The organism is Massilia sp. METH4 (genome assembly GCF_037094685.1).
GTDB lineage: Bacteria > Pseudomonadota > Gammaproteobacteria > Burkholderiales > Burkholderiaceae_D > Rugamonas.
Genome location: NZ_CP146614.1, coordinates 4,306,535 through 4,332,740, shown reverse-complemented (window position 1 = coordinate 4,332,740; position 26,206 = coordinate 4,306,535). Strand labels below are relative to the sequence as shown.

General features: G+C 61.8%; 21 protein-coding genes. 4 read left to right on the top strand and 17 right to left on the bottom strand.

Going from position 1 to position 26,206, the window contains the following annotated elements; translation table 11 throughout:
• Positions 1–6: 6 nt before the first annotated feature.
• The 10 genes from V6Z91_RS19095 to glnT form a co-directional block, all read right to left on the bottom strand.
• On the bottom strand, positions 7–1,047 hold the full coding sequence (locus V6Z91_RS19095) for an LLM class flavin-dependent oxidoreductase (RefSeq protein WP_338759699.1): 1,041 nt from the start codon (positions 1,045–1,047) through the stop codon (positions 7–9).
• A 43-nt stretch (positions 1,048–1,090) separates the two neighbouring features.
• Positions 1,091–2,038, bottom strand: a complete 948-nt coding sequence (locus V6Z91_RS19090) for a flavin reductase family protein (RefSeq protein ID WP_338759697.1) — start codon at positions 2,036–2,038, stop codon at positions 1,091–1,093.
• Positions 2,039–2,077: 39 nt separating this feature from the next.
• Positions 2,078–2,899 carry an alpha/beta fold hydrolase gene (locus V6Z91_RS19085; RefSeq protein ID WP_338759694.1) on the bottom strand — a complete coding sequence of 274 codons (822 nt, stop codon included), beginning with the start codon at positions 2,897–2,899 and terminating at the stop codon, positions 2,078–2,080.
• The gene (locus tag V6Z91_RS19080; RefSeq protein ID WP_338759691.1) at positions 2,889–3,476 is read right to left on the bottom strand and encodes an amino acid synthesis family protein; all 588 of its coding nucleotides are present in this window, start codon (positions 3,474–3,476) and stop codon (positions 2,889–2,891) included. Before V6Z91_RS19080 ends, V6Z91_RS19085 begins: the two co-directional genes overlap by 11 nt.
• Positions 3,477–3,835: 359 nt before the next feature.
• Positions 3,836–5,236 (bottom strand): cytosine permease, encoded by a 1,401-nt coding sequence (locus V6Z91_RS19075; protein WP_338759688.1) that lies wholly within the window; start codon positions 5,234–5,236, stop codon positions 3,836–3,838.
• A gap of 855 nt (positions 5,237–6,091) precedes the next feature.
• Positions 6,092–7,468 carry an ammonium transporter gene (gene amt / locus V6Z91_RS19070; protein WP_338759684.1) on the bottom strand — a complete coding sequence of 459 codons (1,377 nt, stop codon included), beginning with the start codon at positions 7,466–7,468 and terminating at the stop codon, positions 6,092–6,094.
• Positions 7,469–7,613: 145 nt separating this feature from the next.
• The gene (locus tag V6Z91_RS19065) at positions 7,614–8,945 is read right to left on the bottom strand and encodes an FMN-binding glutamate synthase family protein (RefSeq protein ID WP_338759681.1); all 1,332 of its coding nucleotides are present in this window, start codon (positions 8,943–8,945) and stop codon (positions 7,614–7,616) included.
• Positions 8,945–9,637 carry a protein glxC gene (locus V6Z91_RS19060; protein ID WP_338759679.1) on the bottom strand — a complete coding sequence of 231 codons (693 nt, stop codon included), beginning with the start codon at positions 9,635–9,637 and terminating at the stop codon, positions 8,945–8,947. Before V6Z91_RS19060 ends, V6Z91_RS19065 begins: the two co-directional genes overlap by 1 nt.
• Positions 9,625–10,533, bottom strand: a complete 909-nt coding sequence (locus V6Z91_RS19055; RefSeq protein ID WP_338759677.1) for a glutamine amidotransferase family protein — start codon at positions 10,531–10,533, stop codon at positions 9,625–9,627. Before V6Z91_RS19055 ends, V6Z91_RS19060 begins: the two co-directional genes overlap by 13 nt.
• Before the next feature lie 26 nt (positions 10,534–10,559).
• Entirely contained in the window at positions 10,560–11,888 is a 1,329-nt protein-coding gene (gene glnT, locus V6Z91_RS19050; RefSeq protein ID WP_338759674.1) for a type III glutamate--ammonia ligase, read from the bottom strand.
• 230 nt (positions 11,889–12,118) lie between these two features.
• On the opposite strand from glnT, the gene V6Z91_RS19045 reads away from it, so the two are divergent.
• Positions 12,119–12,721 carry an XRE family transcriptional regulator gene (locus V6Z91_RS19045; RefSeq protein ID WP_338759670.1) on the top strand — a complete coding sequence of 201 codons (603 nt, stop codon included), beginning with the start codon at positions 12,119–12,121 and terminating at the stop codon, positions 12,719–12,721.
• Positions 12,722–13,055: 334 nt separating this feature from the next.
• On the opposite strand, the gene V6Z91_RS19040 is transcribed toward V6Z91_RS19045, so the two are convergent.
• The 4 genes from V6Z91_RS19040 to V6Z91_RS19025 are packed head-to-tail and all read right to left on the bottom strand — an operon-like array spanning position 13,056 to position 16,707.
• Entirely contained in the window at positions 13,056–13,985 is a 930-nt protein-coding gene (locus tag V6Z91_RS19040) for an FAD-binding protein (protein ID WP_338759667.1), read from the bottom strand.
• Between the two features lie 29 nt (positions 13,986–14,014).
• Entirely contained in the window at positions 14,015–14,764 is a 750-nt protein-coding gene (locus tag V6Z91_RS19035) for an electron transfer flavoprotein subunit beta/FixA family protein (RefSeq protein ID WP_338759664.1), read from the bottom strand.
• 51 nt (positions 14,765–14,815) lie between these two features.
• Positions 14,816–15,649 (bottom strand): N-formylglutamate deformylase, encoded by an 834-nt coding sequence (gene hutG, locus V6Z91_RS19030; RefSeq protein ID WP_338759662.1) that lies wholly within the window; start codon positions 15,647–15,649, stop codon positions 14,816–14,818.
• Between the two features lie 5 nt (positions 15,650–15,654).
• A complete protein-coding gene (locus V6Z91_RS19025; RefSeq protein WP_338759660.1) occupies positions 15,655–16,707 on the bottom strand; it encodes a LysR family transcriptional regulator in 1,053 nt (350 codons plus the stop codon).
• Between the two features lie 101 nt (positions 16,708–16,808).
• Here V6Z91_RS19025 and V6Z91_RS19020 point away from each other — a divergent pair, with 101 nt between their 5' ends.
• The 3 genes from V6Z91_RS19020 to V6Z91_RS19010 are packed head-to-tail and all read left to right on the top strand — an operon-like array spanning position 16,809 to position 20,285.
• Positions 16,809–17,996, top strand: coding sequence for an FAD-binding oxidoreductase (locus tag V6Z91_RS19020; protein ID WP_338759659.1), 1,188 nt, complete (start codon positions 16,809–16,811; stop codon positions 17,994–17,996).
• 9 nt (positions 17,997–18,005) lie between these two features.
• Complete coding sequence (locus V6Z91_RS19015) at positions 18,006–18,611, top strand: HutD family protein (protein ID WP_338759656.1); 606 nt, start codon at positions 18,006–18,008, stop codon at positions 18,609–18,611.
• 21 nt (positions 18,612–18,632) lie between these two features.
• A complete protein-coding gene (locus V6Z91_RS19010; protein ID WP_338759653.1) occupies positions 18,633–20,285 on the top strand; it encodes an electron transfer flavoprotein-ubiquinone oxidoreductase in 1,653 nt (550 codons plus the stop codon).
• A gap of 263 nt (positions 20,286–20,548) precedes the next feature.
• Here the strand turns inward: V6Z91_RS19010 and V6Z91_RS19005 are convergent, their stop codons facing one another.
• The 3 genes from V6Z91_RS19005 to V6Z91_RS18995 form a co-directional block, all read right to left on the bottom strand.
• Complete coding sequence (locus V6Z91_RS19005; RefSeq protein WP_338759650.1) at positions 20,549–22,147, bottom strand: carboxylesterase/lipase family protein; 1,599 nt, start codon at positions 22,145–22,147, stop codon at positions 20,549–20,551.
• 237 nt (positions 22,148–22,384) lie between these two features.
• Complete coding sequence (locus V6Z91_RS19000; protein WP_338759647.1) at positions 22,385–23,551, bottom strand: 4-hydroxybenzoate 3-monooxygenase; 1,167 nt, start codon at positions 23,549–23,551, stop codon at positions 22,385–22,387.
• 528 nt (positions 23,552–24,079) lie between these two features.
• A complete protein-coding gene (locus V6Z91_RS18995) occupies positions 24,080–25,753 on the bottom strand; it encodes a diguanylate cyclase (protein ID WP_338759644.1) in 1,674 nt (557 codons plus the stop codon).
• Between the last annotated feature and the right edge of the window lie 453 nt (positions 25,754–26,206).

The window sequence follows — 26,206 nt, the reverse complement described above, 5'->3', positions numbered from 1 at the left end:
TTCGCGTCAGCCGTTGAACGCGGGCATGACTTCCTTGATGAACAGCTCCAGGGATTTCTTTTTGCGTTCGAACGACATGTGACTGTCGATCCAGAAACTGTACTGGTCGAAACCCAGGCTCTCATAGGCCTTCAGGCGCTGGATGACGTCCTGCGGTTGGCCAATCACCAGGTTCTTGCGCATCAGCTCGGGCGCGTAGTTCGGGAAAGACGCGATGTCTTCAGCGGTCAGAGATTCCACGAATCCCTGATGCATCGGTTTTTCGTTCTTGAAGCACTTGCTGAAGTAGCAGTAGAACTTGCTCAGGTCCTGTGCCGCGTCGTCGAGTTCGGCTTCGTTTTCCCCGACGAATGTATGCATCAGCATCATGATCTTCGGGCGCGGCACTTCCGGGTTGGCGGCGCATGCGGTCTGAAAGCGGTCCATCAGGCTGGCCACTTCCGCGTCGCCCGACGCCAGCGACGTCACCTGGACATTGCAGCCGTTGCGAACGGCAAAGTCATGGGAGTTCGGGTCGCGTGCCGCGATCCACATCGGCGGATGCGGTTGCTGGATCGGGCGCGGCTGGGGCGTCGTCATGGGGAACGACCAGAATTCGCCCTTGTGTTCGTAATCGCCGCGGAACAGGTTCTGCACCGCCGGGACCAGTTCACGCATGCGCGCGCCGGCGCTCATGGCATCGAGTCCAGGCATGAGGCGCTCGTATTCAAAGTTGTATGCGCCGCGCGCAATACCCAAGTCTAGCCGGCCTTGCGAGGCGATGTCGGTCATGCCAGCCTCGCCCGCGAGCCTGATCGGATGCCAGAACGGCGCAATGACGTTGCCGGTACCTAGGCGAATCTTGCTCGTCTTCGCAGCCAGGTAGGACAAATTGATGAATGGGTTGGGCGCAATGGTGAATTCCATTGCATGATGTTCGCCGATCCAGGCGGTTTCGATACCGCCCTCTTCCGCGATCCGGACCAGTTCGGTCATTTCATCGAACAGTTCGGATTGCGACTTGGTCTCGTCGTAGCGCTCGATTTGAAGAAACAGGGAGAATTTCATTGGAATACCTTTCTGGCTTTCTGATACGACTGAGGTAACGAATCTATACGGCAACGGAGGCCAGCGAGCGGACCGCGCCGTTCGTGGTATCGCCAACGTACACGCCGAATGCATCCTCGGTGCGCTCCTTGACATAACGCTTGAGCATGGACCGGACAGCGTTGTCGGGCAGCTTTTCCCAGGGAATGTCGTTCAGGGGTACGACCTGGATCGCCTCGTTGGCAGGCAAGTCGCCGACTACCTGCCCACGGTAGTAAATGTAGACCGCGCCATTTGCCTTGCTGCACTCCTCGTAGACCGCGAACAGGAAGTCGAGCTGGCCGTTGATCCCCAGCTTGCCGAGCAGGCCGCGCAGGCTGCCGGGGCCGGAAACCGTCTCCAGCGAGGTGCCGGTGGGCAGGCTGAACGTGTCGTCGGGTCCGCGCAGCAGGACAATGCTGCCCTGGTGTTCGAGGATCGCGCCCACTTTCGCGCGCCCATCGGTGGCGGCCAGGGCATCCTGCGACAGACTGAATGTCAGGTAGGCGCCGCGGCAGTATCCCAGCGGGCTGACTTCCGTGTAGCCGAAATCGACGACGCGTCCCAGCAGGATGATGTGATCGCCCGCATCGATGACCTGGTGGGACTGGCAATCGAACCAGGCCGCAGCACCATCGATCACCGGGCTGCCCGTCACGGCTTCGTGCCAGGCGACCTGCTCGAACTTGTCCGCCGCCTTGGTGGCGAACACGCTGGACGCCGGCTTCTGGTCTTCCGCCAGGATACTCACGCAGAAATGCGATGTTTCCGAGAAGACTGGATAGCTCGAAGCGGTCTTGCCGATGCAGACCAGGATCAGCGCCGGGTCCAGGGAGACGGAGGTGAACGAGTTCGCCGTGAAGCCGCGCTTCGTCCCATCCGCCTGGGTGGTCGTCACGATCGTCACGCCCGTGACGAACGAACCCAGCGCCTTGCGGAATTCCAGGCGGTCGATGGTGGTTGGTGATGTCATGTCAATACCCTTTCTGGCTGGTGCTTGCGTATGCGCTCTTTAAAGCACGGGCGTATCGATGAAGCGCAGGAGATGCCCGTTGACCTCCTCCGGCGCGGTGAGACCCATCATGTGCCGCTCGCCCGGGATGACGACACACTTGGAACCAGGCGTCGCTTCGGCCATCGCGCGCGACATGGCCGGGGTGGAATTCGAGTCGAATTCGGCGGTCATGAACAGCGCTGGCACCGCCAGGGACGGCAGGCGAGCCACATGGGCTTCATCCTGGCTGGCGAACAGGCGGTACGTGCGCGCATAACCGGTCAGGTCGACGCTGGACAGCAAGGACCGCGTCAACGCCGCGCTTTCCTTCAGCGCCTCGGGAACGGGATCGCCGAACCAGCGGGCAATCGTCGACTCGAGGGTCGCCACTACACCCGTCTCGACCAAGTGGTGGGCGCGCTCCATGACACTGCGCCGCTGATCCGGCGTACGGCGATACACGGCATTGAGCGCCGCAACCTTGACGGTGCGCTTTGGATACAGCACAGCAAACTCCAGTGCCACGAGGGCGCCCATCGAGTGTCCGATCACCGTGGCTTCGGCGATGTCGAGATGGTCGAGCAGTTGCGCCAGCTGGTAAGCATAGTCCGCAAGCGTGGCGCCTTCCGTGGGAAGCTTGCTGTCGCCATGGCCCAGCATGTCGTAGACGATGACCTGGTGCTGCACGGCCAGCGCGGCGATCTGGGGTTCCCAGACGCGCTGCGCCATGCCAACACCGTGGATCAGGACGACGGGCGCACCCTCTCCGTAGACGGAAAATGCAGTCCCGTTGGCCACGCCGGAATCCACCTGCAGCGGCATTGCTGTTTCAAGCCTCATTGCCGTCAAGCTCCTTGTGATCCTGGTAACGGTCACCGATGCGGTGATGGGGGCGGCCGCCGATCGAAGCGCCCAGCGCGACCACGATCTCGTCGTGGGCTGGCGCGTCGTTGATCGAGAACTGCAGCGTCAGATAGTGGGAACGCATGCCTTCGTCACCCTTGTGCATCATCGGGATCATGACCGGGCAGTTCGCGCCCCCACGCACATTGGTGAAGCTCAGGTAGCTCTTCGCCTCGACAGCCGTGCGGAACTTATTACCGAAGCGCAGCGTGTGGATCAAGGCGGAAGCGTGTTCCACTTCGCCGCCCGTGCCGACGATCGCCGCCTTGCCGTACGCTTCAACGGCTTGGCCCGAACCGGCCATGCGCAGGATGTGGGCAGTCAGCAGTTCGCCGAGTTGCGGAGCAATGCCATGGATTTCCGGACGCAGGTCTTCCACGAAGCCCTTGCCGAACCATGGATTGGCCAGGACGGCGGCCGCGCCGAACATCTTCAGCGGCTTGCCAGCTTCCTTGCCGCCTTCGATCAGGGTCTCTTCAAAGAAGGTCACAACCTTACGAATCTTTGCATCCATTTTCTTCAGTCCTTTCGAGTAAGAACGCCATCCACCACGTGGCCGATCGCATGACTGTATTATGGTATACCATCATACGCTGTACAAGACCTTTTTTAAGATTTTTGCGATGTCTGGATTTGCCGCGCTCCCGCTCATCAGCTAAGGTACGAGCACTGCAATGCCGCCACCCCATGGGCAGGAGCGCCGCACGCTCACCGGCCGGTTCGAGGAATCGACGAAGATAGGCAGGATGGGCGGGACGATTAGCGACCATCGGAGCGCCTGCTCGATCGAAAGCGGCGGCATTACCTGGCGCTCATGTATAGGAATAGGACGTTCGCCGCCGGCGGGGCGGCGGACGCGGAAGGCTGGCCGGGTTAAACGTGGAGTGCTGTGCTGCGCAGCGAACCCAGGTCCGTCTTGGCCGCGCACAGGTAGTACATCAGCGCGGAGGCGGCAAGGCCCACCATCCACGAGATGTCCGCGCCACCCATGAGATTTGCCCAGGGACCCTTGTAGAAGCTTTCGGCAATGAACGGCACCTGCACAGCGATACCCAGGAGATAGACGGCGAGTGCCTTGAAGTTGAAATTCCCGTAGACGCCGTTGGCGCTGCCGACGATTTCCGATACCTGGTAATAGCGGTCGTTGACCAGGTAAAAGTCGACAAGGTTGATGGCGATCCACGGCACCAGCACGATGCGCATGGCGAAGACCGCCGTCAGGAAAATGGACAGGAAATTGCTCGATGCCCAAAGCGCCATGGCGGTCGATGCCAGCAACAGCACCGTCGATACCGCAACGCGCACGCTGCGGCCCGGCACCCAGTCGGGGCGGAACGTCTGCGCGGCCGTGATGAAACACAGTACGGCGCCATACAGGTTCATGCCGTTGTGCCCGATGATATTCACGAGGAACAGGAAGATCAGCACGTAGCCAAACATTCCGGTCTGGGTTTGCACCGCCTGCATGGCATCGGTGGCCTGCCCTGCGCTGACCGCCAGGACGCCGAAGAGGAACGCGAAAATCGTGCCGAGGGAGGTGCCGAAGTAGGTGAAGGCGAAGGTCTTGCCGAAGCCGATCGTCCGGGGCAGGTAGCGGGAATAATCGGACGTGTACGGCGCGAAGCTGATCTGCCAGATGGCGCACAGACTGAACATGGCGAACCAGTTGGAGAGCTCGAATTGCCCGCGCTGCAGTACCTGGGCGTCCAGGCTCGGCAGGATCAGCGCGACACCGATTAGCAACGCGATGCCCATGAACCATGCGCCGATCTTGTTGAAGCGGTGGATGAAGTGGTATCCGATCACCCCGATCAGCGTGGCCAGGATGGCGCCGATGACCGTCCCGACCGAAGTGGGAACGACAGGCACCGCCGTGTGCAGCGTGGTACCGGCGAGGATGATGTTGGAGACGAAGAACCCGAGATAGATGATCGTCGTGAACCCGACGACCAGCAGCGAGCCATAACGGCCGAACTGGGCGCGGCTCTGGATCATCTGGGCAACGCCGACGAGCGGACCCTGCGCCGAGGTCAGCGCGTGAAAAATGGCACCGAAGAACTGCCCGGCCAGGATGGCGGCGATGGCGCTGACCAGGTCCAGCTTGAACACCAGCACGGAGGTTGCCCCCGAAATCACGGCCAGCGGCGCGACGTTCGTGCAGAACCATAGAGTGAAGAGATCGCTTGGCTTCCCATGCCGGTGTTCCGCCCGGACGTACTCGATCGAATTGCTTTCGATTTCCAGAACGCTGTTGTCGTTTCCTGCATCTTTCATGGTGTCTCCATATCCAACTTGATAGATTGACTATGACCTCCTCGCTCATCAAAGCTCGCAGGTAAAGCCGGATCGTCCGACGGCCGGACTTCATTGCATTGGCGGGTCGGTGGATTGCGGACGAAGAATGAATTAATCGTTCGCGGCGCACCGCCCTGACTTCTAGTTTTGATATCCGATTCCACAGGCACTCAATAAATTGCCCACGCGATCAGTAAGTCAACGGTCTATGCCATGTACTTTTACTGTTGGAACTCATCGCATTGCGGCCCGGGTCAGCTTCTGCACTTACCTTCACCGCGTCGATGCGAAAGTGCAGTTCTTGAGTCGAGGCCAACCCACGCATATATTTTCATATCGGAAATTTTTTGGTAAAACCCGAACACCTCGGGTTTAGACGCTGCATTACATCGCTCGGATACCGACGGGAACACATCAGCACCCGTTGGTATTATGGTATACCATAACATGACTCGTGGGGGCTTCTCGCAGAATTTTTTAGTTCCCACGACATGCCAGTACATGAATGCGGTCGACATACGTACGCCATACCTGCCGAGCCCGCTTACGAAAAGGCAAGTTGCAATGATGCATCTACATGTCGGAAGCCTTGTCCATCCACCTATTCAGTTCAGTGATCGGTGAGGCTCATCGCCGTCATTTGCAAAGAGTGAAAAGGTCATGCAAGGACTTCGACGACGTGGAGCGAACGTTGCAGCGGGCAGGCCAGACATACCGGGGACCAAGCCCTCATGCTCGGCACACCGAACAAACAGGCTGCGACGCCATGCCTTCTGCGTCCCGCTCCAAGCGGTACGTCTTCCAACACCGTAGATGCGTCAAAAAGCTGGCCGTTTAGTGATAAGCCGTCTCTCCATGTGAAGCCAAGTCCAACCCTTCTCGTTCCTGCTCGACCGGCACGCGGAATCCAGCGATCATGTTCACCAGTTTGAAAGCCACCAGGGAAACAAATCCGGACCAGCCCAGCGTGATTACCACGCCCTCGGCTTGGGCCATGACCTGTGCGCCCATGCTGTATGTACCGATCTTGTTCGCCACGTAGTCGTACACACCCGTGCCCCCCAGTTCAGGGGCCGCGAACACACCGGTGAGCAACGCACCAAAGATGCCACCCACGCCATGGATGCCGAACACATCAAGCGAATCGTCGGCGCCCAGCAGGCGTTTGAGGCCCGTCACGCCCCATAGGCAGACGATGCCGCCGGCGAGGCCCATGAACAAGGCGCCCATTGGACCGACAAAGCCGCAGGCCGGCGTGATCACGACCAGTCCGCCGATCGAGCCGGACACCACGCCGAGCAGCGACGGCTTGCCCTTGACGAGCCATTCCCCCGCCATCCAGCTGGTGCCGGCGGCACAGGCAGCAATGAACGTGTTCAGGAAGGCCTGCGTCGCGGGGCCGTTGGCTTCCAGGTTCGAGCCCACGTTGAAGCCGAACCAGCCGACCCACAGCAGCGAACCGCCGATCAGCGTCATCGCCAGGCTGTGCGGCGGCATGTTCTCGCGGCCGTAGCCGGTACGTTTGCCGATCAAAAAGGCGCACACCAGCGCGGCCACCGCCGAGTTGATGTGCACTACCGTGCCGCCGGCGAAGTCGAGCGCGCCGCGCTGGAACAGGAAGCCGGCCATGGCGGTGGCCGCTTCGGCCGCCTGCGGATCGGTGTACGCATCCGGGCCGGCCCAAAACCAGACCATGTGCGCCAGCGGCAGATAGGAGAACGTGAACCACAGCACCACGAAGGCCAGCACGGCGCCGAACTTCGCCCGCTCGGCGATGCCGCCGATGATGATCGCGGGCGTGATCGCCGCGAACGTCATCTGGAAGGCGATGTAGGCGAATTCGGGCACGGCCACGCCCTTGCTGAACGTGGCCGCCAGGCTGTCCACGGACACGCCTTGCAGGAACAGCCGGCCCGTGCCGCCGATGAAGGCGTTCCCTTCGGTGAACGCCAGTGAATAGCCGTAGATGGCCCACAGCGTGCCGATGACGGCGAAGATGGCGAAGGTCTGGGTCAGGACCGACACCGTGTTCTTGCTACGCACCAGGCCGCCGTAGAAGATGGCAAGACCGGGCACCGCCATCAGGATCACCAGCACCGTGGCCACCATGATCCAGGTGATATCGCCCTTATCCACCGGTCCCTGGGCGAAGGCGCAGGCGGACCAGCAGCCGAGGGAAGTAAACAAGGCCATGCCGATAAAGCGCTTCATGCAATGCTCCTTTGATCGATATCGACGGGTCGCATGCCGACGCGGGCGCCGGCCGGCCAGCGTGCGCCACCCGGACGGGCACGCTGGTGGTCTCCTTCCTCTTCCCTGGCGGTACGGCGCCTGTTGCGCTCTCATTCCGCCAGTCTCAGAACCCCGTCTTGCCTGGTATCCAGCCGGTCCCCGCCAACGGTACCTGCGCCATCGCCGCCGACTCCATCGTCAGCGCCACGAGGTCTTCCGGTTCCAGGTTGTGCAGATGCGACTTACCGCAGGCACGGGCAATGACCTGTGCTTCCATCGTCATGACGGCGAGGTAGTTGGCCAGGCGGCGGCCGGCCAGCACGGGGTCGAGCCGTTCGGCCAGCGCCGGGTCCTGCGTGGTAATACCAGCCGGGTCGCGGCCTTCGTGCCAGTCGTCGTAGGCGCCGGCCGCGGAGCCCAGGGCAGCGTATTGCGCTTCCAGTTGCGGGTCGTTGTCACCCAGCGCGACGAGGGCCGCCGTACCGATCGCTACCGCGTCGGCGCCCAGTGCCAGCGCCTTGGCCACGTCCGCACCGTTGCGGATGCCGCCAGAGACGATCAGCTGCACCTTGCGGTGCATGTTCAGGTCCTGCAGCGCCTGTACTGCGGGGCGGATCGCCGCAAGGATCGGGATGCCCACGTGCTCGATGAACACTTCCTGCGTTGCAGCCGTGCCGCCCTGCATGCCGTCAAGGACGATCACATCCGCGCCCGCCTTCACGGCCAGCGCCGTGTCGTAGTAAGGCCGCGTGGCGCCCACCTTCACGTAGATCGGCTTTTCCCAATCGGTGATCTCGCGCAGCTCGGCGATCTTGATTTCCAGGTCGTCCGGGCCGGTCCAGTCGGGGTGGCGGCAGGCCGAGCGCTGGTCGATCCCCTGCGGCAGGCAGCGCATCTTCGCCACGCGAGGGCTGATCTTCTGGCCTAGCAGCATGCCACCACCACCAGGCTTGGCGCCCTGGCCGATTACGACCTCGATCGCGTCGGCCTTGCGCAGGTCGTCCGGGTTCATGCCGTAGCGCGACGGGAGGTACTGGTAGACCAGCATCTGCGACTGGCCACGCTCTTCCGGCGTCATGCCGCCGTCGCCCGTGGTGGTACTGGTGCCAGCCAGCGAGGCACCGCGGCCCAGCGCTTCCTTCGCCCGGCCACTCAGGGCTCCAAAGCTCATGCCGGCGATCGTGATCGGCGTCTTCAGGTGGATCGGCTTCTTCGCAAAGCGCGTTCCCAGCACCACGTCGGTGCCGCATTTTTCGCGGTAGCCTTCCAGCGGGTACCGGCTGATCGAGGCGCCCAGGAACAGCAGGTCGTCGAAATGCGGCAGTTTGCGCTTGGTGCCAGCGCCGCGGATGTCATAGATGCCGGTGGCGGCGGCACGGCGGATCTCCGCCAAGGTGTGAGGGTCGAACGTGGCCGAGAATCGTGGCAGTGTCTTGGGGGTATGGTTGTCGCTCATCAGTATGCTCCTGCGTTATCGACGTGGAAGTTGTAGAGGGTGCGGGCCGAACCGTACAGCGTGAAGGCATCGGGATCCAGGTCGCCATGACCGGCGCGTTCCAGCAAGGTGGCCAGGATCGCGCGGTCTTCGGCCTGCATCGCCTTCTTCTCGCAATCGGCGCCCAGGCTTTTCACGGATCCGCGAACGAAGATGCGGGCCTCGTACAGCGAGTCGCCGAGCGCTTCGCCCGCGTCGCCCAAGACCACCAGGTTGCCAGCTTGGGCCATGAAACCTGAGAAGCTGCCGACGGAACCGCCAACGACGATGTCCGCGCCTTTCAGCGAAATGCCGCACCGAAGACCCGCGTCGCCATCGATCACAAGCAGGCCGCCCTGCGCCGTAGCACCGGCCGCGTTAGAGGCAAAGCCCTTCACGTGCACCTTCCCGCTCATCATGTTTTCCGCGACACCGGTGCCAGCGCTGCCGTTCACGGTCACGTTGGCCAGCTGGTTCATGCCGGCGGCATAGTAACCGGCATGCCCCATGATCTCCACGTTCACCGGAGTGTTCAGGCCCACTGCGATGTTGTGCGCGCCGTTCGGGTTCAGCACTGCCACGGTGGCCCCTTCCAGTTCGCGGGCCTGCTTGTGCAGGAAGCCGTTCACCTCGCGCAACGGGGTGGCGGCCAGGTCGAAAGTCAGATTGTCCATACGTACATCTCCTCAGGTGCGGGCTCGAATACATGAGCGTTCTTCACATCGGGCAGGTGCGCCAGCGAGCGGAACTCGGAAGCGATCGCCACGTAGTCGTCGGTCTCGGCCACCACGGCCGGCTTGCAGGCGAACGGGTCGCGTACCAAGGCGAGCTTGTCGGCGGTACCCATCAGCAGCGTATAGAAGCCGTCCAGTTCCTTGAACGCCGCCTGCAGCGCGCGTTCAAGGTCGTCGCCTTCGCGCATGCGCCATTCGATGAAGCGGCACGCCGCCTCGGTGTCGTTGTCCGTCTCGAAATGGATGCCGAGTGGCTGCAGCTTGCGACGAATCGCGTTCGGATTCGACAGCGAGCCGTTGTGCACGAGGCAGAAATCCTCGCCGGCCGTGAACGGGTGGGCGCGGTCCGGCGTCACGGCCGATTCCGTCGCCATGCGGGTATGGCCGACCAGGTGGGTGCCCTTCAGTGCGCTGAAGCGGTAGCGCTCGGCCACTTCGGCCGGCGTGCCGATATCCTTGTACAGCTCAATGGAGCGGCCGGCCGACAGCAGGAACAGGCCAGGGCAGGTCGCGGCCAGCCACTCCTTGAACGGCGCCGGCGCGATGGAAGCCTTGATCACGCCATGGTTGCCCTTCGCTTCCACGGTGACGCGGCTATCGCTGTGCCCCTGCAATTGGCTGGCGAGCGCGCTCCAGTCGAACCGGTCGCCCCCTTCAATCAGGCCGGAGTAGATGCTGTACTGGCGCAGGGTGCCGGCCAGCGGATCGGTGAACACGGCGAGGCCGGCCGAATCGGGCCCCCGCTCCGTCATCCCGATCAGCATCGGCATCATCAACTCCCCCAGCCGTTCCCTCAGTGCCGGTGTCTTCACCAGCAGTCCCACGATTCCACACATGGTGTCAGTCCTTTCTCGAAAATTCGTCAAACCGATTGCAGGTAGCTCTTCAATTCCCAATCCGACACATGGCGCATGTATTCGATCCATTCCATGTGCTTCAATTCGATGAAGGTGTCGATGACGGGGCCCAGCGTCTCGCGGATCACGCCATCCTGTGCCAGCGCCGTTACGGCGGCGTGCAGGTTCTGCGGCAGGATGCCGATGCCCTTCTGCTTCAATTGCGCGTCCGACAGCTCGTACAGGTTCATGTTCTGCGGATCGCCCGGATCGAGTTCGTTGTCGATACCGTCCAGGCCCGCGGCGATGACGGCCGCCGTGGCCAGGTAGGGATTGCACGCGCCATCGGGCAGGCGCAGTTCCAGGCGCCCCTTCGGCACGCGTACCATCGACGAGCGGTTGTTGTCGCCGTAGCTGATGTACGCGGGGGCCCACGTGGCACCCGTCAGCGAGCGGCCGATCACAAGGCGCTTGTACGAGTTCACCGTGGGCGCGCATAGCGCGGTCAGCGCCGGCGCGTGTTTCAGCACGCCGGCCAGGAACTGGTAGGCCAGCTTCGACAGGTCCAGGCCGCGGCGGTCGCTCTTGTCCTCGAACAGGTTGCGCTTGCCGTCGCCGAGCGACATGTGCATGTGCATGCCGTTGCCAGGGCGGTTCGCGAACGGCTTCGGCATGAACGAGCAGATCAGCCCCTGTTCATGGGCGATCTCGGACGCGGCCATCTTGAACAGCATGAATTGGTCGCACGAGCGCAGGCAGTCGGCAAAGGTGTAGTTCACCTCGAACTGGCCGTTGGCATCCTCATGATCGATCTGGAACACGTCGATCTCGCTGCCCTGCAGTGCTGCCACCAGCTTTTCCAGATAGTTGCCGGCGCGCGCCAGGCCCTTGTAGTCGTAGCACGGCTTGGCCAGCACGTCGGTGTCGTCGAACGGCGCGACGCCGCCCTCCGGCGTGCGCTTCAGGAGCGAGAACTCGGGTTCCAGGCCCGTAAAGAACGTCAGGCCGCGGTTGGCCAGGCGCTCGACCTGACGCTTGAGCACGACGCGTGGATCGTGCGGCCATGGCTTGCCGTCCACATGGCCGTCGCAGACGATGCGGGCGTAGCCAGGCTGCCAGGACACGTTACCCAGCGTGGACACATCGCCAACAGCCATGAAGTCGGGGCCGTGCGGCTCGATACCCATGCCCGTGATCGCGAAGCCGGCAAAGCCGGCTCCACGACCGGTAATGTCACTGAAATGCTTGACAGGCACGGTCTTGGCCTTGGCAGCACCGTGGATATCGACGAACTGGGCGAGGATGAATTTCGTGCCGTGCTGCTCGAAAAAATGCGAGGTGTCGGAAGAAGACATGACAATCCTTTGTACGGTTAATAAATTTATCGCGAGAAACAAACCTATTACCCTCGGAATCATGCCAGCGCGATCCGCCATGATTCATATAATGAACTATTTTTTCATATGATGCACACCGAGAGCACTATAGGTCAACTTTTTTTCCTTATGTTAAATAATGTGCGATCATGGGGTCGCTTCGGTGTGGCTGGCAGGTATGAGATGATTCGGGGATGGAAAAACGAACAATGAGTGAAGCCGGTAATGGGGATGCGCTGGCGCATCACCTCGGCAATACGGTGCGCCGCATCCGCCTGCAGCATGGCCTGACGATCGCGGACGTGGCAGAGAAGGCGGGTATCAGCCGAGGGATGCTGTCGAAGATCGAAACCGCGCAGACGGCGACCAGCCTGGACACGCTGTCGCGCCTGGCGCATGCGCTGGGCGTGACGATGGCCACGCTGTTCCGCGATTACGACATGCCCAGCGGCAGCGCCCAGCTGGTGAGGAAGGAAGAGGCGATGGAGGTGGTGCGCCGCGGCAGCAAGCGAGGGCACACCTACCATCTGTTGTCGTACGACCAGGGACCGAACAAGACGTTTGACCCGTTCCTGATCACGATCGACCACGAATCGGAAATCTTCCCGTCCTTCGAGCACCCAGGCACCGAATTCATCTACATGTTGACGGGGAAGATCGAATACCGGCACGGCGACAGCACTTACGTGCTCTCGCCAGGCGACGCACTCACGTTCCGCGGCGAAGTGCCGCATGGTCCGGAACGGTTGATCGAGTGTCCGATCACGTTCCTGTCGGTGATAATCTATCCACCCAACTCCAGTCAGCAGTAAACCGCTTCGCCAGTCACTGCAGGACCGGCTACCGTAGAAATCGCAAATGGTGATGCGAAGTGGTACCGCAGCCATACTCCAGCATGTGGACAAGGCGACGACATCACTGCATGGGCGCCGATGCCAGATGTGCCGACCGGAGTTGAAAGCCGTTCCCTTGCTGCCGAATTGTTCCTCAGGTGCATAGCGGTGCTGGAACGACTTGTCACCAGATTCGTGGGCGCACGACTGTCGGAAATAGAGACCATGGCATCATGGCTCACAAGGCGCTTGAACCCATGGACGCTACCAGCTCCGGTCATGCCGTCGCAGCAGTGCTGCGGCGCACTGGTGATCAATCGAGTGCGCGCACCAGTTCAGGCACTATGTCGAACAAGTCGCCTACGATGCCATAGTCAGCCACGCTGAAAATCGGCGCTTCCGGATCCTTGTTGATGGCCACGATCGTCTTCGAATCCTTCATACCCGCCAGGTGCTGGATTGCGCCGGAAATACCCACGGCGATGTACAACTGCGGCGCAACCACCTTGCCGGTCTGCCCCACCTGCCAGTCGTTCGGCACGAAGCCGGCGTCTACCGCGGCGCGCGAGGCCCCCATGGCCGCCCCCAGGCGGTCGGCCAGCGGCTCCAGCACCTTGAACGCCTCGCCCGATCCCATGCCGCGCCCGCCGGCCACCACCGTCCTGGCAGCGGTGAGATCGGGCCTGGCGGATGCGACAACTTCACGCGACAGGAACGTCGACTTGCCCGTATCGGCTACCGGTGCGATGCGTTCGACGACCGCATGGCCGCCCTGCCCCGCCGCCTCGAACCCGGTAGTGCGAACGCTGATGACCTTTACCGCGTCGAGCGCCTGCACCGTAGCGATCGCATTGCCGGCATACATCGGCCGCTCGAACGTGTCGGCCGAAATCACCTTCGTGATCTCGGAAACCTGGGCTACGTCCAGCTGCGCTGCCACCCGCGGCAGGATGCTCTTGCCGTATGGCGTGGCCGGCGCGAGGATATGGCTGTAGCCAGGTGCCAGTGCCAGCGCCTGCGCTGCCACGTTCTCGGCCAGTCCATCGCGCAAGTGCGCGGCGTCGGCGTACAGCACCTTCGCCACGCCGGCCAGTTGCGACGCGGCCTCGGCCACGCCGCCGGCATCGGCGCCGGCAACCAGCAGGTGGACTTCCCCGCAGCACTGTGCGGCGGCGGTGATGGTGTTCAGGGTGCCGGCCTTCAGGACGGCGTTGTCGTGTTCCGCAATGACCAGTGCGACCATGATGAGATTGCCTTTCGTTCGATGGATACTTAAATGACCTTGGCTTCGGACCGCAGCTTCGCGACCAGCTCCGCCACGCTTTTGACGACGATGCCGGCGGCACGCTTCGGTGGCTCCGCAACCTTCAATGTCTTCAGGCGCGGCACCACGTCTACGCCCAGGTCCGCCGGCCGCACGGTCTCGAGCGGCTTTTTCTTGGCCTTCATGATGCTCGGCAGCGTTACGTAGCGCGGCTCATTCAGGCGCAGGTCGGTCGTGACGATCGCCGGCAACGCCAGCTTCACCGTTTCCAGCCCGCCGTCGACTTCGCGCGTGACAATCGCGCTGTCGTCATCGAGTACAAGCCTGGAGGCGAACGTGGCCTGGCCCCAGCCGAGCAACGCGGCCAGCATCTGGCCCGTCTGGTTGCTGTCGTCGTCGATGGCCTGCTTGCCGAGAATGACCAGGCGAGGCTGCTCGCGGTCGACGAGCGCCTTGAGCAGCTTGGCTACGGCCAGTGGTTGCAGGTCTTCCGCCGTTTCGACGAGAATGCCACGGTCGGCACCTGTGGCCATGGCATTGCGCAGCGTTTCCTGGCATTGCACAACGCCACAGGATACGGCGACCACCTCGGTGGCCTTGCCGGCTTCCCTCTGCCGTGTGGCTTCCTCGACGGCGATTTCGTCGAACGGGTTCATCGCCATCTTGACGTTGGCAGTATCGACGCCGCCGCCATCGGCCCGCACGCGAACCTTGACGTTGTAGTCGACGACGCGTTTCACTGGTACGAGAATTTTCATAGAGTGGCCTGTCGTGTTGAGTATCGGTCTAATGGAAAAATGGGCGTGGTATCAGACGTGCGCGCCGGTCGGGAGGTATTTTTCCGCCGTCACGTGCCGCGCCGCGGCCAGCGCGGACTCTACGAGGGCTTGCAGGACCGGTTGCACCTGCCTGGCCCGTTCGGGAACGTAGTCGAACGGCTCGCTCTCGTTCATGTAGATGCGCTGGGACATTTCCAGCTGTACGGCATGGATGCCGCCGGCCGGATTGCCGTAGTGCCGCGTGATGTAGCCGCCCTTGAAGCGGCCGTTCAGCACCCAGCTGTACGGCGCTTCCCGCGCGGCCTCCTCCACGGCCTGCGCGACGGCGTAAGCACAGCTTTTGCCATCGGCCGTGCCGAAGTTGAGGTCCGGCAGCGCCCCGTCGAACAGGCGCGGCAGAAAGCCGTTGATCGAATGGGCTTCCCACAGCAGCGCAAAACCGTGCCTGCGGCGCAGCGAGTCCAGCTCTGCCCGCAGCGCCGCATGGTAGGGATGCCAGTAGGTGTCGAGCCGGCGCGCGATCTCGGCATCGTCCGGTTCCTGGCCGGCACGGTACAGCGGTTCGCCATGGAAGGTTTCGAGAGGACATAGCCCTGTCGTTGTCTGGCCCGGGTAAAGGCTGGCGCCGTCCGGTGGCCGGTTCAGGTCGATGACGTAGCGCGACACGCAGGCAGAGATCACCGACGCTCCGGTCGCTGCCACGGTCTCGTACAGCTGGTCGAGGTGCCAGTCGGTGTCGGCCACGCCGGTAGCGGCGTCGGTCATACGCGCTTTCAGATCCGGCGGGATGGCCGTGCCCAGGTGCGGGATGGAAATCAGAAGCGGCAACTTGCCGCGCGTGAAATGGAAAGATGCATGGTTCATGGCATTTACCTCGCTGGACAATGGATGGCTTTCTCGGGCAAGGCAGGCAGCGCCTTGCGGATGTCGGGGATCGTGTGCTGCCGCAATGCCTGGCGGGCGACACTGGCCACTTCGCGCGCCAGCTGCATCCATTCGCTCTCGCGTGACATCAGAAAGAAGTCCCGACGTCCAAGCTCACTGGCGGGCAGCGGAACCACGTCGACCTCTGGCAGGTACTGGCGCGCCTGCCACAGGCATAGCGGCGTCGTCACGCCATAGCCGAGCCCCGATGCGACCAGGCTCAGTAGTGGGTCGGTGGCATCGAATTCAAAGCGCCGCGGGCTATCGATGCCTATGTGCTGCAGGTAACGCTCGACCTGCTGGCCAATCACGGAGCGACGCGTGTACCGGATCAGTGGCAGCTGGCGGATTTCCTGTAGCAGGTCATCATGCTTGCGGCGCCGTGACTTCGGCAGCACCGCCACGAAGGCTTCCGATAGCAGCAGTCGCTGCTTGATGCGTGGATCGGGCATGGCGGTCTCGGTCACGATCGCCACGTCCAGCTCGCGCTTGCGCAGCTGTTCACTGAGCACAGGTGTCAGGCCGGACCACAAGGTGATCTGCCGGCTGGAACCGGACATTGCGCGAATCAGCGCCGGCCCGACGGTGGCTGCAAACGAATCGACACAACCCAGCCGCAGTAACGCATCCTCGACACGCGCGGCATCGGCCATGCGCGTCGACACCTGTCGCGCATGCTCGAGCAGCTCACTGGCCAATTCCAGCAACGTGGTACCGGCTACCGTCGGCCGCGATGGCCGGAACTCCCGATCCAGCAGCATCGTGCCGGTCTGCGCCTCGATCGACTTGACGAGCTGGCTGACCGCGCTCTGCGTAACGCCCAGACGCTTGGCCGCTTCATTCATCGAGCCGCTCTCGCACACGGCAACGAAGGCTTGCAGCGCGTGCAGGTCGAAGGGGAAATTTTCAATGGATCGCATCGTTTTCATGGTTTCGAACGGCATGACTGCGCCGTGGTTGGAGTCATCATTGGCCACCGGCAGCAGGTCAGCCGGCATATTAGAAAAACCGCTATTTAACTTTAGTTATTCTAATTCTAAGGGCGCATCCACGCTTCGCTCGCAAACTGGCCCCATCGCCCACCCCAGCAAGGAACATAATGCAAACCTACGATGCAATCGTTATCGGCGCCGGCGTCATCGGCACATCCGTCGCTTACCACCTGGCCGCGCTTGGCGCCGGGAAGGTCCTCGTGCTGGACCGATCGCTGATCGGCGCCGGCACGACGTCGCAATCGTCCGGCATCTTGCGCACGCATTACTCGGTGGCGGAAAACGTCGAACTGGCGCGGCTGTCCTGGAGCACCTTCAACGCTTTCCCGGAATACCTGGACGATCCGGAAGCGTCGTCAGGCATCGTAAAGTGCGGCTACCTGATCTGCGCCCCGGAAGGGCCCAAGCTGGAACCGCTGCGCAGCGCCCTGCTCGGCCAGCAGGCTCAGGGCATTCCCGTGAGCCTGCTCGACCGCCAACAGGCCGCCGAATTGCTCCCGATCGCGCAGTTCGACGATGCGGCGCTGATCGGCTACGAGCCGGAAGCCGGTTTCGCCGATGCCTACATGGTCGCAACCAGCTTCGCAAAGGCGGCACGCCGGCGCGGTGTGGTCGTCAAGGAAAACGTGCTCGTGACGGGAATGGTCGTTGAAAACGGCAAGGTAGCAGGGGTCAGGACCAGCGTCGGCGATTTCGCCAGCAATGTGGTCATCAGCACACAGAACATCTGGACCCCCGAGCTGTCCGGCTGGACGGGCGCCATGGCAATGCCGGTCAAGCCGGAACGCCACACGGTGCTGGCACTGGAGGGCCCGCAGCCGTACACGTTCTCGATGCCGGTCTTCAAGGATCTGGGCTCGCCAGGCATGCTGTACTGCCGGAGCTACGGCGGTTCGCAAATGCTGGTCAGCGAAGGCACCGTGGGCGAGACGCTGGACGTGCCGGATAACGAACAGGGCGACATTTCGCTGGACTACATCGCCGACATCGGCATGCAGGTCGCCGAACGCTTTCCGTCGTTTGAGACGGCCGGCATGGCCTCTTCCTGGACAGGCGTGTACGACGTGACGCCGGACTGGAACCCGGTGCTCGGTCGCCTGCCCGGCATCGAAGGACTGGTGGTGGGCTTCGGGTTTTCCGGCCACGGCTTCAAGCTGTCGCCGGCCGTGGGCAAGGTGCTGGCACAGGAAGCACTCGGCCTGGCCACGGACGTGCCGCTGGCGCCCTACTCCATTGACCGCTTCGCCACCGGTTCGCTCCTGGTGGGTAAATACGGCGCCGGTGCGGTGTCCTGACGGGGGCGCATGATGATCATTCCAAAGACCCCCACGTCCTTGTGGAACGTGGCACCCGAACCCTGGAAGAACGGCGCCGGGATTACGCGCACGCTGGCCAGCGGCCGCGACGCTGGCGGGAACCTCGCCTGGCGCGTCAGCGTGGCCGAGATCGAACATAGCGGCCCATTTTCCGTCTTTCCCGACATCGAGCGGATCGCGGTGGTGCTGGAGAACGGCCCGCTGCGACTCTCGGACAGCGCTGTGCAAGGCCATGTGGCGACGCCGCGCGTACTGGCCCGGCAGTACGTGCCCACGACGTACCCGGGCGAGCTCGAACTGTTCGTGGACGTGGCGTGCGCACCGATCCGCTGCCTGAACGTACTGACACGACGTGGCAGCGCCAGCGCGGATGTGCGGGTGCTCGACGCAGATGGCCAGCTTGCGCCCAGCCCGGCCACCGTGCTGTTTGCTACCAGGGGTGGAACGTGGGGGCTGACAGTTTCCGGCGTCGCCAGCACACTGCATCTCGCACCGTACGAGAGCATGGTATTGCCAGCCGGTTGCAGCATTCACGCGGTACGCAACGGCGACGCAGGCCGACTGGTGGCCGTGCGGCTGCAGGACGCTCACTGACATCAGGAGAAAGAGATGGAAATGGAAATCACCCGTGAAACGATGGAATATGATGTCCTGATCGTCGGCGCCGGGCCGGCCGGGCTGGCTTGCGCGATTCGCCTCAAGCAGCGCGCCGCGCAGGATGGCAAAGAGATCAGCGTCTGCGTCATCGACAAGGCCGCGGAGGTCGGCGCCCATACCGTTTCCGGCGCCGTAATGGACCCGCGTGCGCTCGACGAGTTGCTGCCGGACTGGAAGGAACGCGGCGCACCGATCCATACCGCCGTGACGGAAGACCGGGTGCTCTTCCTGTCGCGCAATCGAGCATATTGCATGCCGAACGCGCTGTTGCCCGACTGCCTGCACAACGCCGGCAACTATATCGTTGGGTTGGGCAACGTCGTGAAATGGCTGGGCGCGCAGGCGGAGGAACTCGGCGTCGACGTGTTCGCAGGCTTTGCCGGCGCGGCCCTGATCCATGACAACGCTGGCGCCGTGGCCGGCGTCGTCACCGGCGACATGGGTGTGCAGCGCGACGGCACGCCGGGGCCTCAGTTCGCTGCCGGCATGGAACTGCGCGCCCGCTACACGCTGTTCGCCGAAGGGTGCCGCGGCCACCTGGGCAAGCAGCTGGAAGAGCGCTATCGGCTGCGCGACGCCAGCGCGCCGCAGACCTATGGATTGGGCATCAAGGAAGTGTGGGAGATTCCTGCGGCGAACCACCGTCCCGGGCTGGTCGTGCACAGCGCCGGCTGGCCGATGGACAATGCCACGTACGGCGGCGGCTTCCTGTACCACCTTGAAGACAACAAGGTCGCGGTCGGCTTCGTGGTCGGACTCGACTACCGCAACCCTTATCTGTCGCCGTTCGAGGAATTCCAGCGCTATAAGACACACGCGGCGATCCGCCCGTTCCTGGAGGGTGGCCGCCGCCTCTCCTATGGCGCGCGGGCGATCGCCGCTGGCGGCTTGCAGTCGCAGCCCCGCCTCGTGTTCCCTGGCGGCGCACTGCTCGGAGACAATGCCGGCTTCCTGAACGCTGCCCGCATCAAGGGCTCGCACGCGGCCATGAAGTCCGGCATGCTGGCGGCCGATGCGGTGGCCGATGCGCTAGCCCAAGGGCGTATGCGGGACCAGCTGCACGCTTACCCCGATGCGTTCAAGGCCAGCTGGCTGCATGAGGAATTGCACCAGACCCGCAACTTCAAGCCCTACATGAAAAAGGGTCTGTGGTTTGGCTCGTTGCTGTTCGGCATCGAACAAAAGCTGTTCAAGGGCCGGGTGCCATGGACACTGGCCTCGCGCAGCCCCGATCACGCCGCACTGGATGAAGCTCGCCATGCGGAACCGATCACCTATCCGAAGCCGGACAACGTGGTGAGCTTCGACCGGCTGTCATCGGTCTTCCTGTCGAACACCAACCACGAGGAACAGCAGCCCTGCCACCTGAAGCTGCGCAAGCCCGAAGCGGCAATCGGCATCAATCATGCGCTGTACGATTCGCCGGAACAGCGTTATTGCCCGGCCGGCGTCTACGAAGTGGTGCGCAAGGATGATGCCTCTCCACCAACGCTGCAGATCAACGCACAGAACTGCCTTCACTGCAAGACCTGCGATATCAAGGACCCCACGCAGAACATTACTTGGACGGTGCCGCGGGGTGGCGAGGGGCCGGTATATCAAGGCATGTAGCTTGAAGGATAGCTCAATAGCGCAGACGAAGCCGTAGTGATAGCGTGTCGGCCCCGGGATAGCCCGGCGCATCCGGCGGATTGTCGGTGATGGCCTGCAGCTTGTTGGCCAAGGCGAAAGAAAGCTTGCCCTTGGCTGGAATTCGCCGCTCATAACGGCCATCACGGCGACATCGCTGCCCCCGAAGGTGGCTTGGACGGCGCCGGCATGCGCATGCCGGCGGTGCCTACCACGCAGTGCAACAGGCCCGTAGCTATGCGAACCTATACACCCGGTGTCCAGAATGCGCATTTGTGTTGTTCCGCGAAACGCGTATTGGTGGCCAGAGCGCCTGGCGCGAGCGTAAGGTAGGTATCGCTTGCAGCATCATATCTTGGCCATTCAGTGCTACCCGATGCATTGGGATTGCCGCTCTTGGCGAATTGGGCCCAGAACGACACCATCTTCCTGGACAAGTCAGCCTGCGCCGCGGTGAACGGTGTCGCGCTCATCGAGTCGGTTCCATTCACCGGGAAGATGTACTGAATTTCCGCAGCGTGGTAGGCACCGTACCCTTCCGGCCGCGGCGGGAAGGCGATAAATTGAGGGGCGTTCGTGTCCGCAAATTCATAGGCATATACCGGCAAGCCTGCCGCCGCGAACCGCCTGACGACCTTGCGCCCGCTGCAGGCAAACAGGAAGTCAGTGCCCACATCGTCGAAGGTCTGCGCTGGCGTGTTCGTTGTATTCAGCCGATAGTAGTCGAGGATAGTCGAAGCCAGTTCGGTGCCAAACATCTGGGTGACAAAGCCCGGGTACTCGGCGGCGCTAATCGGGTGGCCCAGCGCGGGATCGATCGATGTCCCCGATATGAAGCTGTATTCGTCCAGGTTGGTGCCTTCGATCACTGGCACCTTGTTGAACTTGCCTGTCGAGAATGCCTCATCGATGGGAATTGGCAGGAATGGAGTGCCCACTGCCGGCAACATCTGGCCGCCGGTCCGGATTGTTGTGCTCAGACCGACGATCTTGTCGACCGGAAGGGCACGCAGGCACGCAAGGCTCTGGTCGCCACAACCTGCCTGGCTGGCAAACTCCGCGCCGACCGTTTGTGCCGCCGCCAGCATTGGCGGCGCAATGCTTTCGAAATATGCGCCGCTCTGCACGATAGCCTTGTGGAACAGTCCGGCCGCGCCTGGCGACGCCATTTGCGCGTGAACCGAGAAACCGCCTGCCGACTCGCCGATGAGCGTGACGTTGCCTGGATTGCCGCCAAACGAGGCGATATTGGTTTTTACCCAGCGCAGCGCAGCCTGCTGGTCCATCAGGCCATAGCTGCCGGATGTGCCGTCCCCTTCAGCGCTGAGGGCCGCATGCGCAAGGAAACCCAGGACCCCGAGCCGGTAGTTGATCGTGACGACAATGATGCCTTGGTTGACCAGCGCGGTCGGATCGAAGAGAGCGCCTTCACCCGTCGTCAATTCGCCGCCGTGGACCCAGACCATCACAGGAAAAGGGCCGGGGCCTGTTGGCGTAAACACGTTCAGGTACAGGCAATCCTCGGCGGTGCCAGCAGCACCTGTTGCTCCACCCGGTTGAGCGCAAGCCGGACCAAAAGTGCTGCTGTTCCTTGCCTGGCTCCAGGCCGCTACTGCTTGCGGGGCCCTCCAGCGCAATTGACCCACCGGCGGTGCCGCGTAAGGGATGCCAAGGAATTGGCGCATGGTACCTTTTTCGATACCGACTACCACGCCCTTGTCGGTCGCGACCCGGTTAAGGTCCCTGCTTTCGCTGCTTCCGCATCCGAGAAGAGTCATCAGCATTGCTGTGCCGATAGCCACAGTATCGTGTGTGAAGCGCCGCTTTTCTACATGCTTTCCCATCTACATCTCCTTTTTTTTGGACATGACCTTCAACGCCTGCAGCGGCATTACAACTGCATAACGGCGTTGATTTTCATTGCCGCACTGATGACGTGCCGGTCGCCTGCTTGGGCTGGGCCGTGCACGGGTCTCGCGAGAAGTTGCAGTGCCAAGGGCTTCAGCGCAAAGTTTCGGCACTCAGTGGTATGTCCAAAGAGTTCACAGAACTATTCTTGATCTGACGCCGATACGTGCACCCTAAAACGCTCCAACATAGTTCTCGGCCAGGGCCTGGGCAAGGGCGCGCGAGCACACCACGTTCTCCAGTTCTGCACGCTGCATTTCGCGCTCGAACGGAGTGGACTCAGCAAACGTATGCAGCATGCGCGTCATCCACCACGAGAAGTACTCAGCGCGCCAGATGCGCTTCAGTGCGCGTTCGCCATAACCATCGAGCAGTTCACTGCAGCCCTTCTTGTAGAACGCATCCAGGCCGTCCGCAAGGAACCTCACGTCCGACATGGCCAGATTCATACCCTTCGCGCCGGTCGGCGGCACGATGTGCGCCGCGTCGCCGGCCAGGAACAGGCGGTTGTGCCGCATCGTCGTGCACACGAAGCTGCGCATGCCGATGATGCTCCTCTGAAATATATGGCCTTCGTTGACTTTCCACCCGTCGCTTGTTTCCACGCGGGCGTGCAACTCAGCCCAAATGCGGTCGTCAGACCAGTTGTCTACGTGGTCCTTGGGGTCGCACTGGAAGTACATGCGCTGCACTGTCGGCGTTCTCGTCGAGATCAGCGCGAAGCCCCGTTCGTGCTGCGCATAGATCAGCTCTTCCGACGAGGGCGCCGATTCGACCAGAATGCCGAACCAGCCGAAGGGATAGGTACGCTGGAATTCCGTCCGCGCCGCTGCCGGCAACGTCTTTCGGGAAACTCCATGAAAACCGTCGCAGCCGATGACAAAGTCAGCTTCAATGCAGCCTGGCTCACTGCGGTGCGTAAAAGTCACCGAAGGCACATCGCCGTCAATGCCGTGGATGGCCACATCTGACACCCCGAACAGGATCAGGCCTTCGGCGGCGATCCTCGCAGCCACCAAGTCCTTAATCACTTCGTGCTGCGGGTAAACCGTGATGGCCTTGCCCGTCAGTTCAGTGAGATCGATGCGGTGGCGCCGGCCGCCGAACGCCAGTTCGATGCCGTGGTGCAGCGCGCCGATTTCGCGCATCCGGTCACCGACGCCAGCATTGTTCAATATATCCATCGTGCCCTGTTCGAGCACGCCGGCGCGGATCGTTGACTCGATGTCTTCGCGGCTGCGGCTCTCGAGCACGACCGATTCGATTCCCTGCAGGTGCAGGAGGTGGGACAACAGCAAGCCCGCTGGGCCGGCGCCGATGATGGCTGCCTGGGTACGCATGGATCAGTCTCCTTTTGGTACTTATTGTTTTAGCAGAGAGATCGTAATGCTGTAGCGATGATAAAAAAATGGATGATGTGCGAAAAAAATTGCACTATTTTTACAGATCCGGATCGCCGGGGTTTGTAGAGGCCACAAACCGCGTGGCCCTTCCGTGCAAACCAACGGGAAGGACGTCGTGCGTTGCCAAGCGGGTGTTGCGGGGATCGAAGACGTGCTGAAGGTGACGGCACGCGACGATGGCACGCTGATTGCCAGCGTGGCACGGGCGGCCGGCCACGTTTGACGGCCTTGAAAGCAAGGAATTGGCCAGTCCGGCGGGCGCTGGACTGTCGGGCTGGCGAAGGCCTGCCGGCACAACGACGGCTGCGCTGTGCTGTTAGTCCGGCAAGGTTGAAGTTGCTGGCCCTTGATGTGCAAAGAAAGCTTTCCTATGTACCGGCTTCACGGCTGCCGTCCTCGACGCAACGGCTTGTTCGACCCTGCAACAGGCCACCAATTCTACCGTCGCAAGTAACTTGGCCCGGTCTACGCGCAATGGTTGACTTGAATCGTTTGGTGAGCGTGCTCACGCGCTGAGTTGTCTTCTTTCTCGCCATCTGCTGGCGTAGTGTCCTTAACATTACGGACGGAACTGCAGATCGCATTACGGCCAGTCGCCTTCGCGCGATACAGCGCGTTGTCCGCTGCCGCAAGTAGCGCGGTTTCGTCACTGCCATCGAGCGGGAATACGGCGATACCCGCCGAGAATGTCCGACGCACCTCGACACCATTGACCGGGAAGCACAGTCGCGAAAACGCCGTCCGCCATTCATTGGCACGTGCGAGGGCAACGTCGAGGCTTGCCCCGCTAATCACGACGATGAATTCCTCGCCACCATAACGGCAAGGGGAGTCAGTTGGCCGGGATTGGTTTATCAGCAGGGTACCGAGCCCCTGCAGCATGGCATCGCCGCATGCGTGGCCATACACGTCGTTGACAGACTTGAAGTGGTCTACGTCGATCATGACAACGGCAAACGGTGCGTCGGATCGGCGACCATGCCCCAACTCCCGACGCAGCGCCTCGAGAAGATAACGCCGGTTATATAGGCCCGTCAGCGGATCGCGCACCACCTGCTCGCGCAGTTGCACCTGCAACGCCTCGATAGTTTCCAGCTGCACGCGTAGCTTTCGATTTGTCTCCTCCAAGGTAGCCGCGGCGAGCTTTGCCGTCGAGATGTCACGCACCATCAGAACGCAGCCGCTGAGCTCCCCACTTTCGTCGCAGATCGCAAAAACACGCAGCTCGAGGAACTGGTCGCGCTCCCGCATGAACTCGAAGATGGCTTGACCCGTCGTCATGCCCGAACAGCGCTCGTCGAGTTCCGGCAGATGCCGGATAAGCCACTCGCCGGGCTCGACTGGCTGAGCGAGGCGGAACATTTGCACGATTGCCTCATTGCTGTCTACGATACGGCGTTGCGCATCGATGAGCAGAAAGCCATCGGTCAGCACTGACTTCGCCTTGGCTTGCGCAACCTGCACAAAATCAAACAAACCCCTTTCTACAATCGCTATCGCATACAGGGCACCACTGATAACGAACCCCAGAGGAGTCAAGTCGGCATAGGAAGGCAGGAGGCCCGAAACAAAAGCCAGATTGAAGACCACGGGAATGAGCACTGCAAGCGCAATATAGCGCGTCTGACGCCGTGTGATCGCGTTGTCCTGCTCGTAAGCCGCAATGAGTATTAGCAGCGATTTTCCAAGTAGCAGATAGCAGTACAGCGCATGAACCCAGAAGAGCGGGCCTAGCTCGCTATTACCATCGGCGGGCAAGCCGTGCCACGTGCCAAAAAACCAGCCCTGCAGGCGCGGGACGTGCATCGCCGCGAGCATGACGGCAGGCTCAACTGCGAGAAGCGCGAGCGTGCTCGGTCTGATGTGCCTCGAACCCCGCGCGTAGCCGCTTACGAACAATAGTGTCATGGGCGGGATGAACACGATTCCGAGCGAAATCAGGCGCGCCTGCACAAGCAGACCCTCACCGTGCCCCATCAGGACAGGCGGCAGCGCATGGCAAATCTGCCACCAAGCAACCCCCAACTGCATCGCCATCAGCGGCAGTGCGCCCGGGGCTGCGCGACGCCGCCAAGCCACGGCAGCAATCAACAACGAAACCAGTGCTCCCGTGAGCAAAACAAACTTGTAGAGCTGCATAGACAAGAGTACTGAAGCAGTAGATAGACCATGTATTGTACTGTCACCATTAGAAAATTATGTTGCCAGCATGCATCAGTTCATCAATATTCCTGCCCGATTTTTCGTAGAACAATTTCGAATAATTCCCTACTAGAATACTTACCTATTCAACCAAATTTTTGTGATCAATTTATCAGGTTATAGATCCGCGGTCAGCAGCGACTTTGAAAATCAGGAAGCGACCATGAGCTGGCACGGTTCTCTCATGCAAAGCACTCGGGTGTTGCCAACTACCATCGAGGACGCATTTTTGCAAAGCAAGTTCAACAAGTGCCGGTCATAAACGGCACTCACCTGAATGATTGGTCTATATCGGGAACTTGATCGATACCGCTTGAGTACCTCGGGCCTAGCTATGGGCGCCTAACAAAATCGTCAGGGCAAGGCGCGACGTGGAAGATAGTACATATT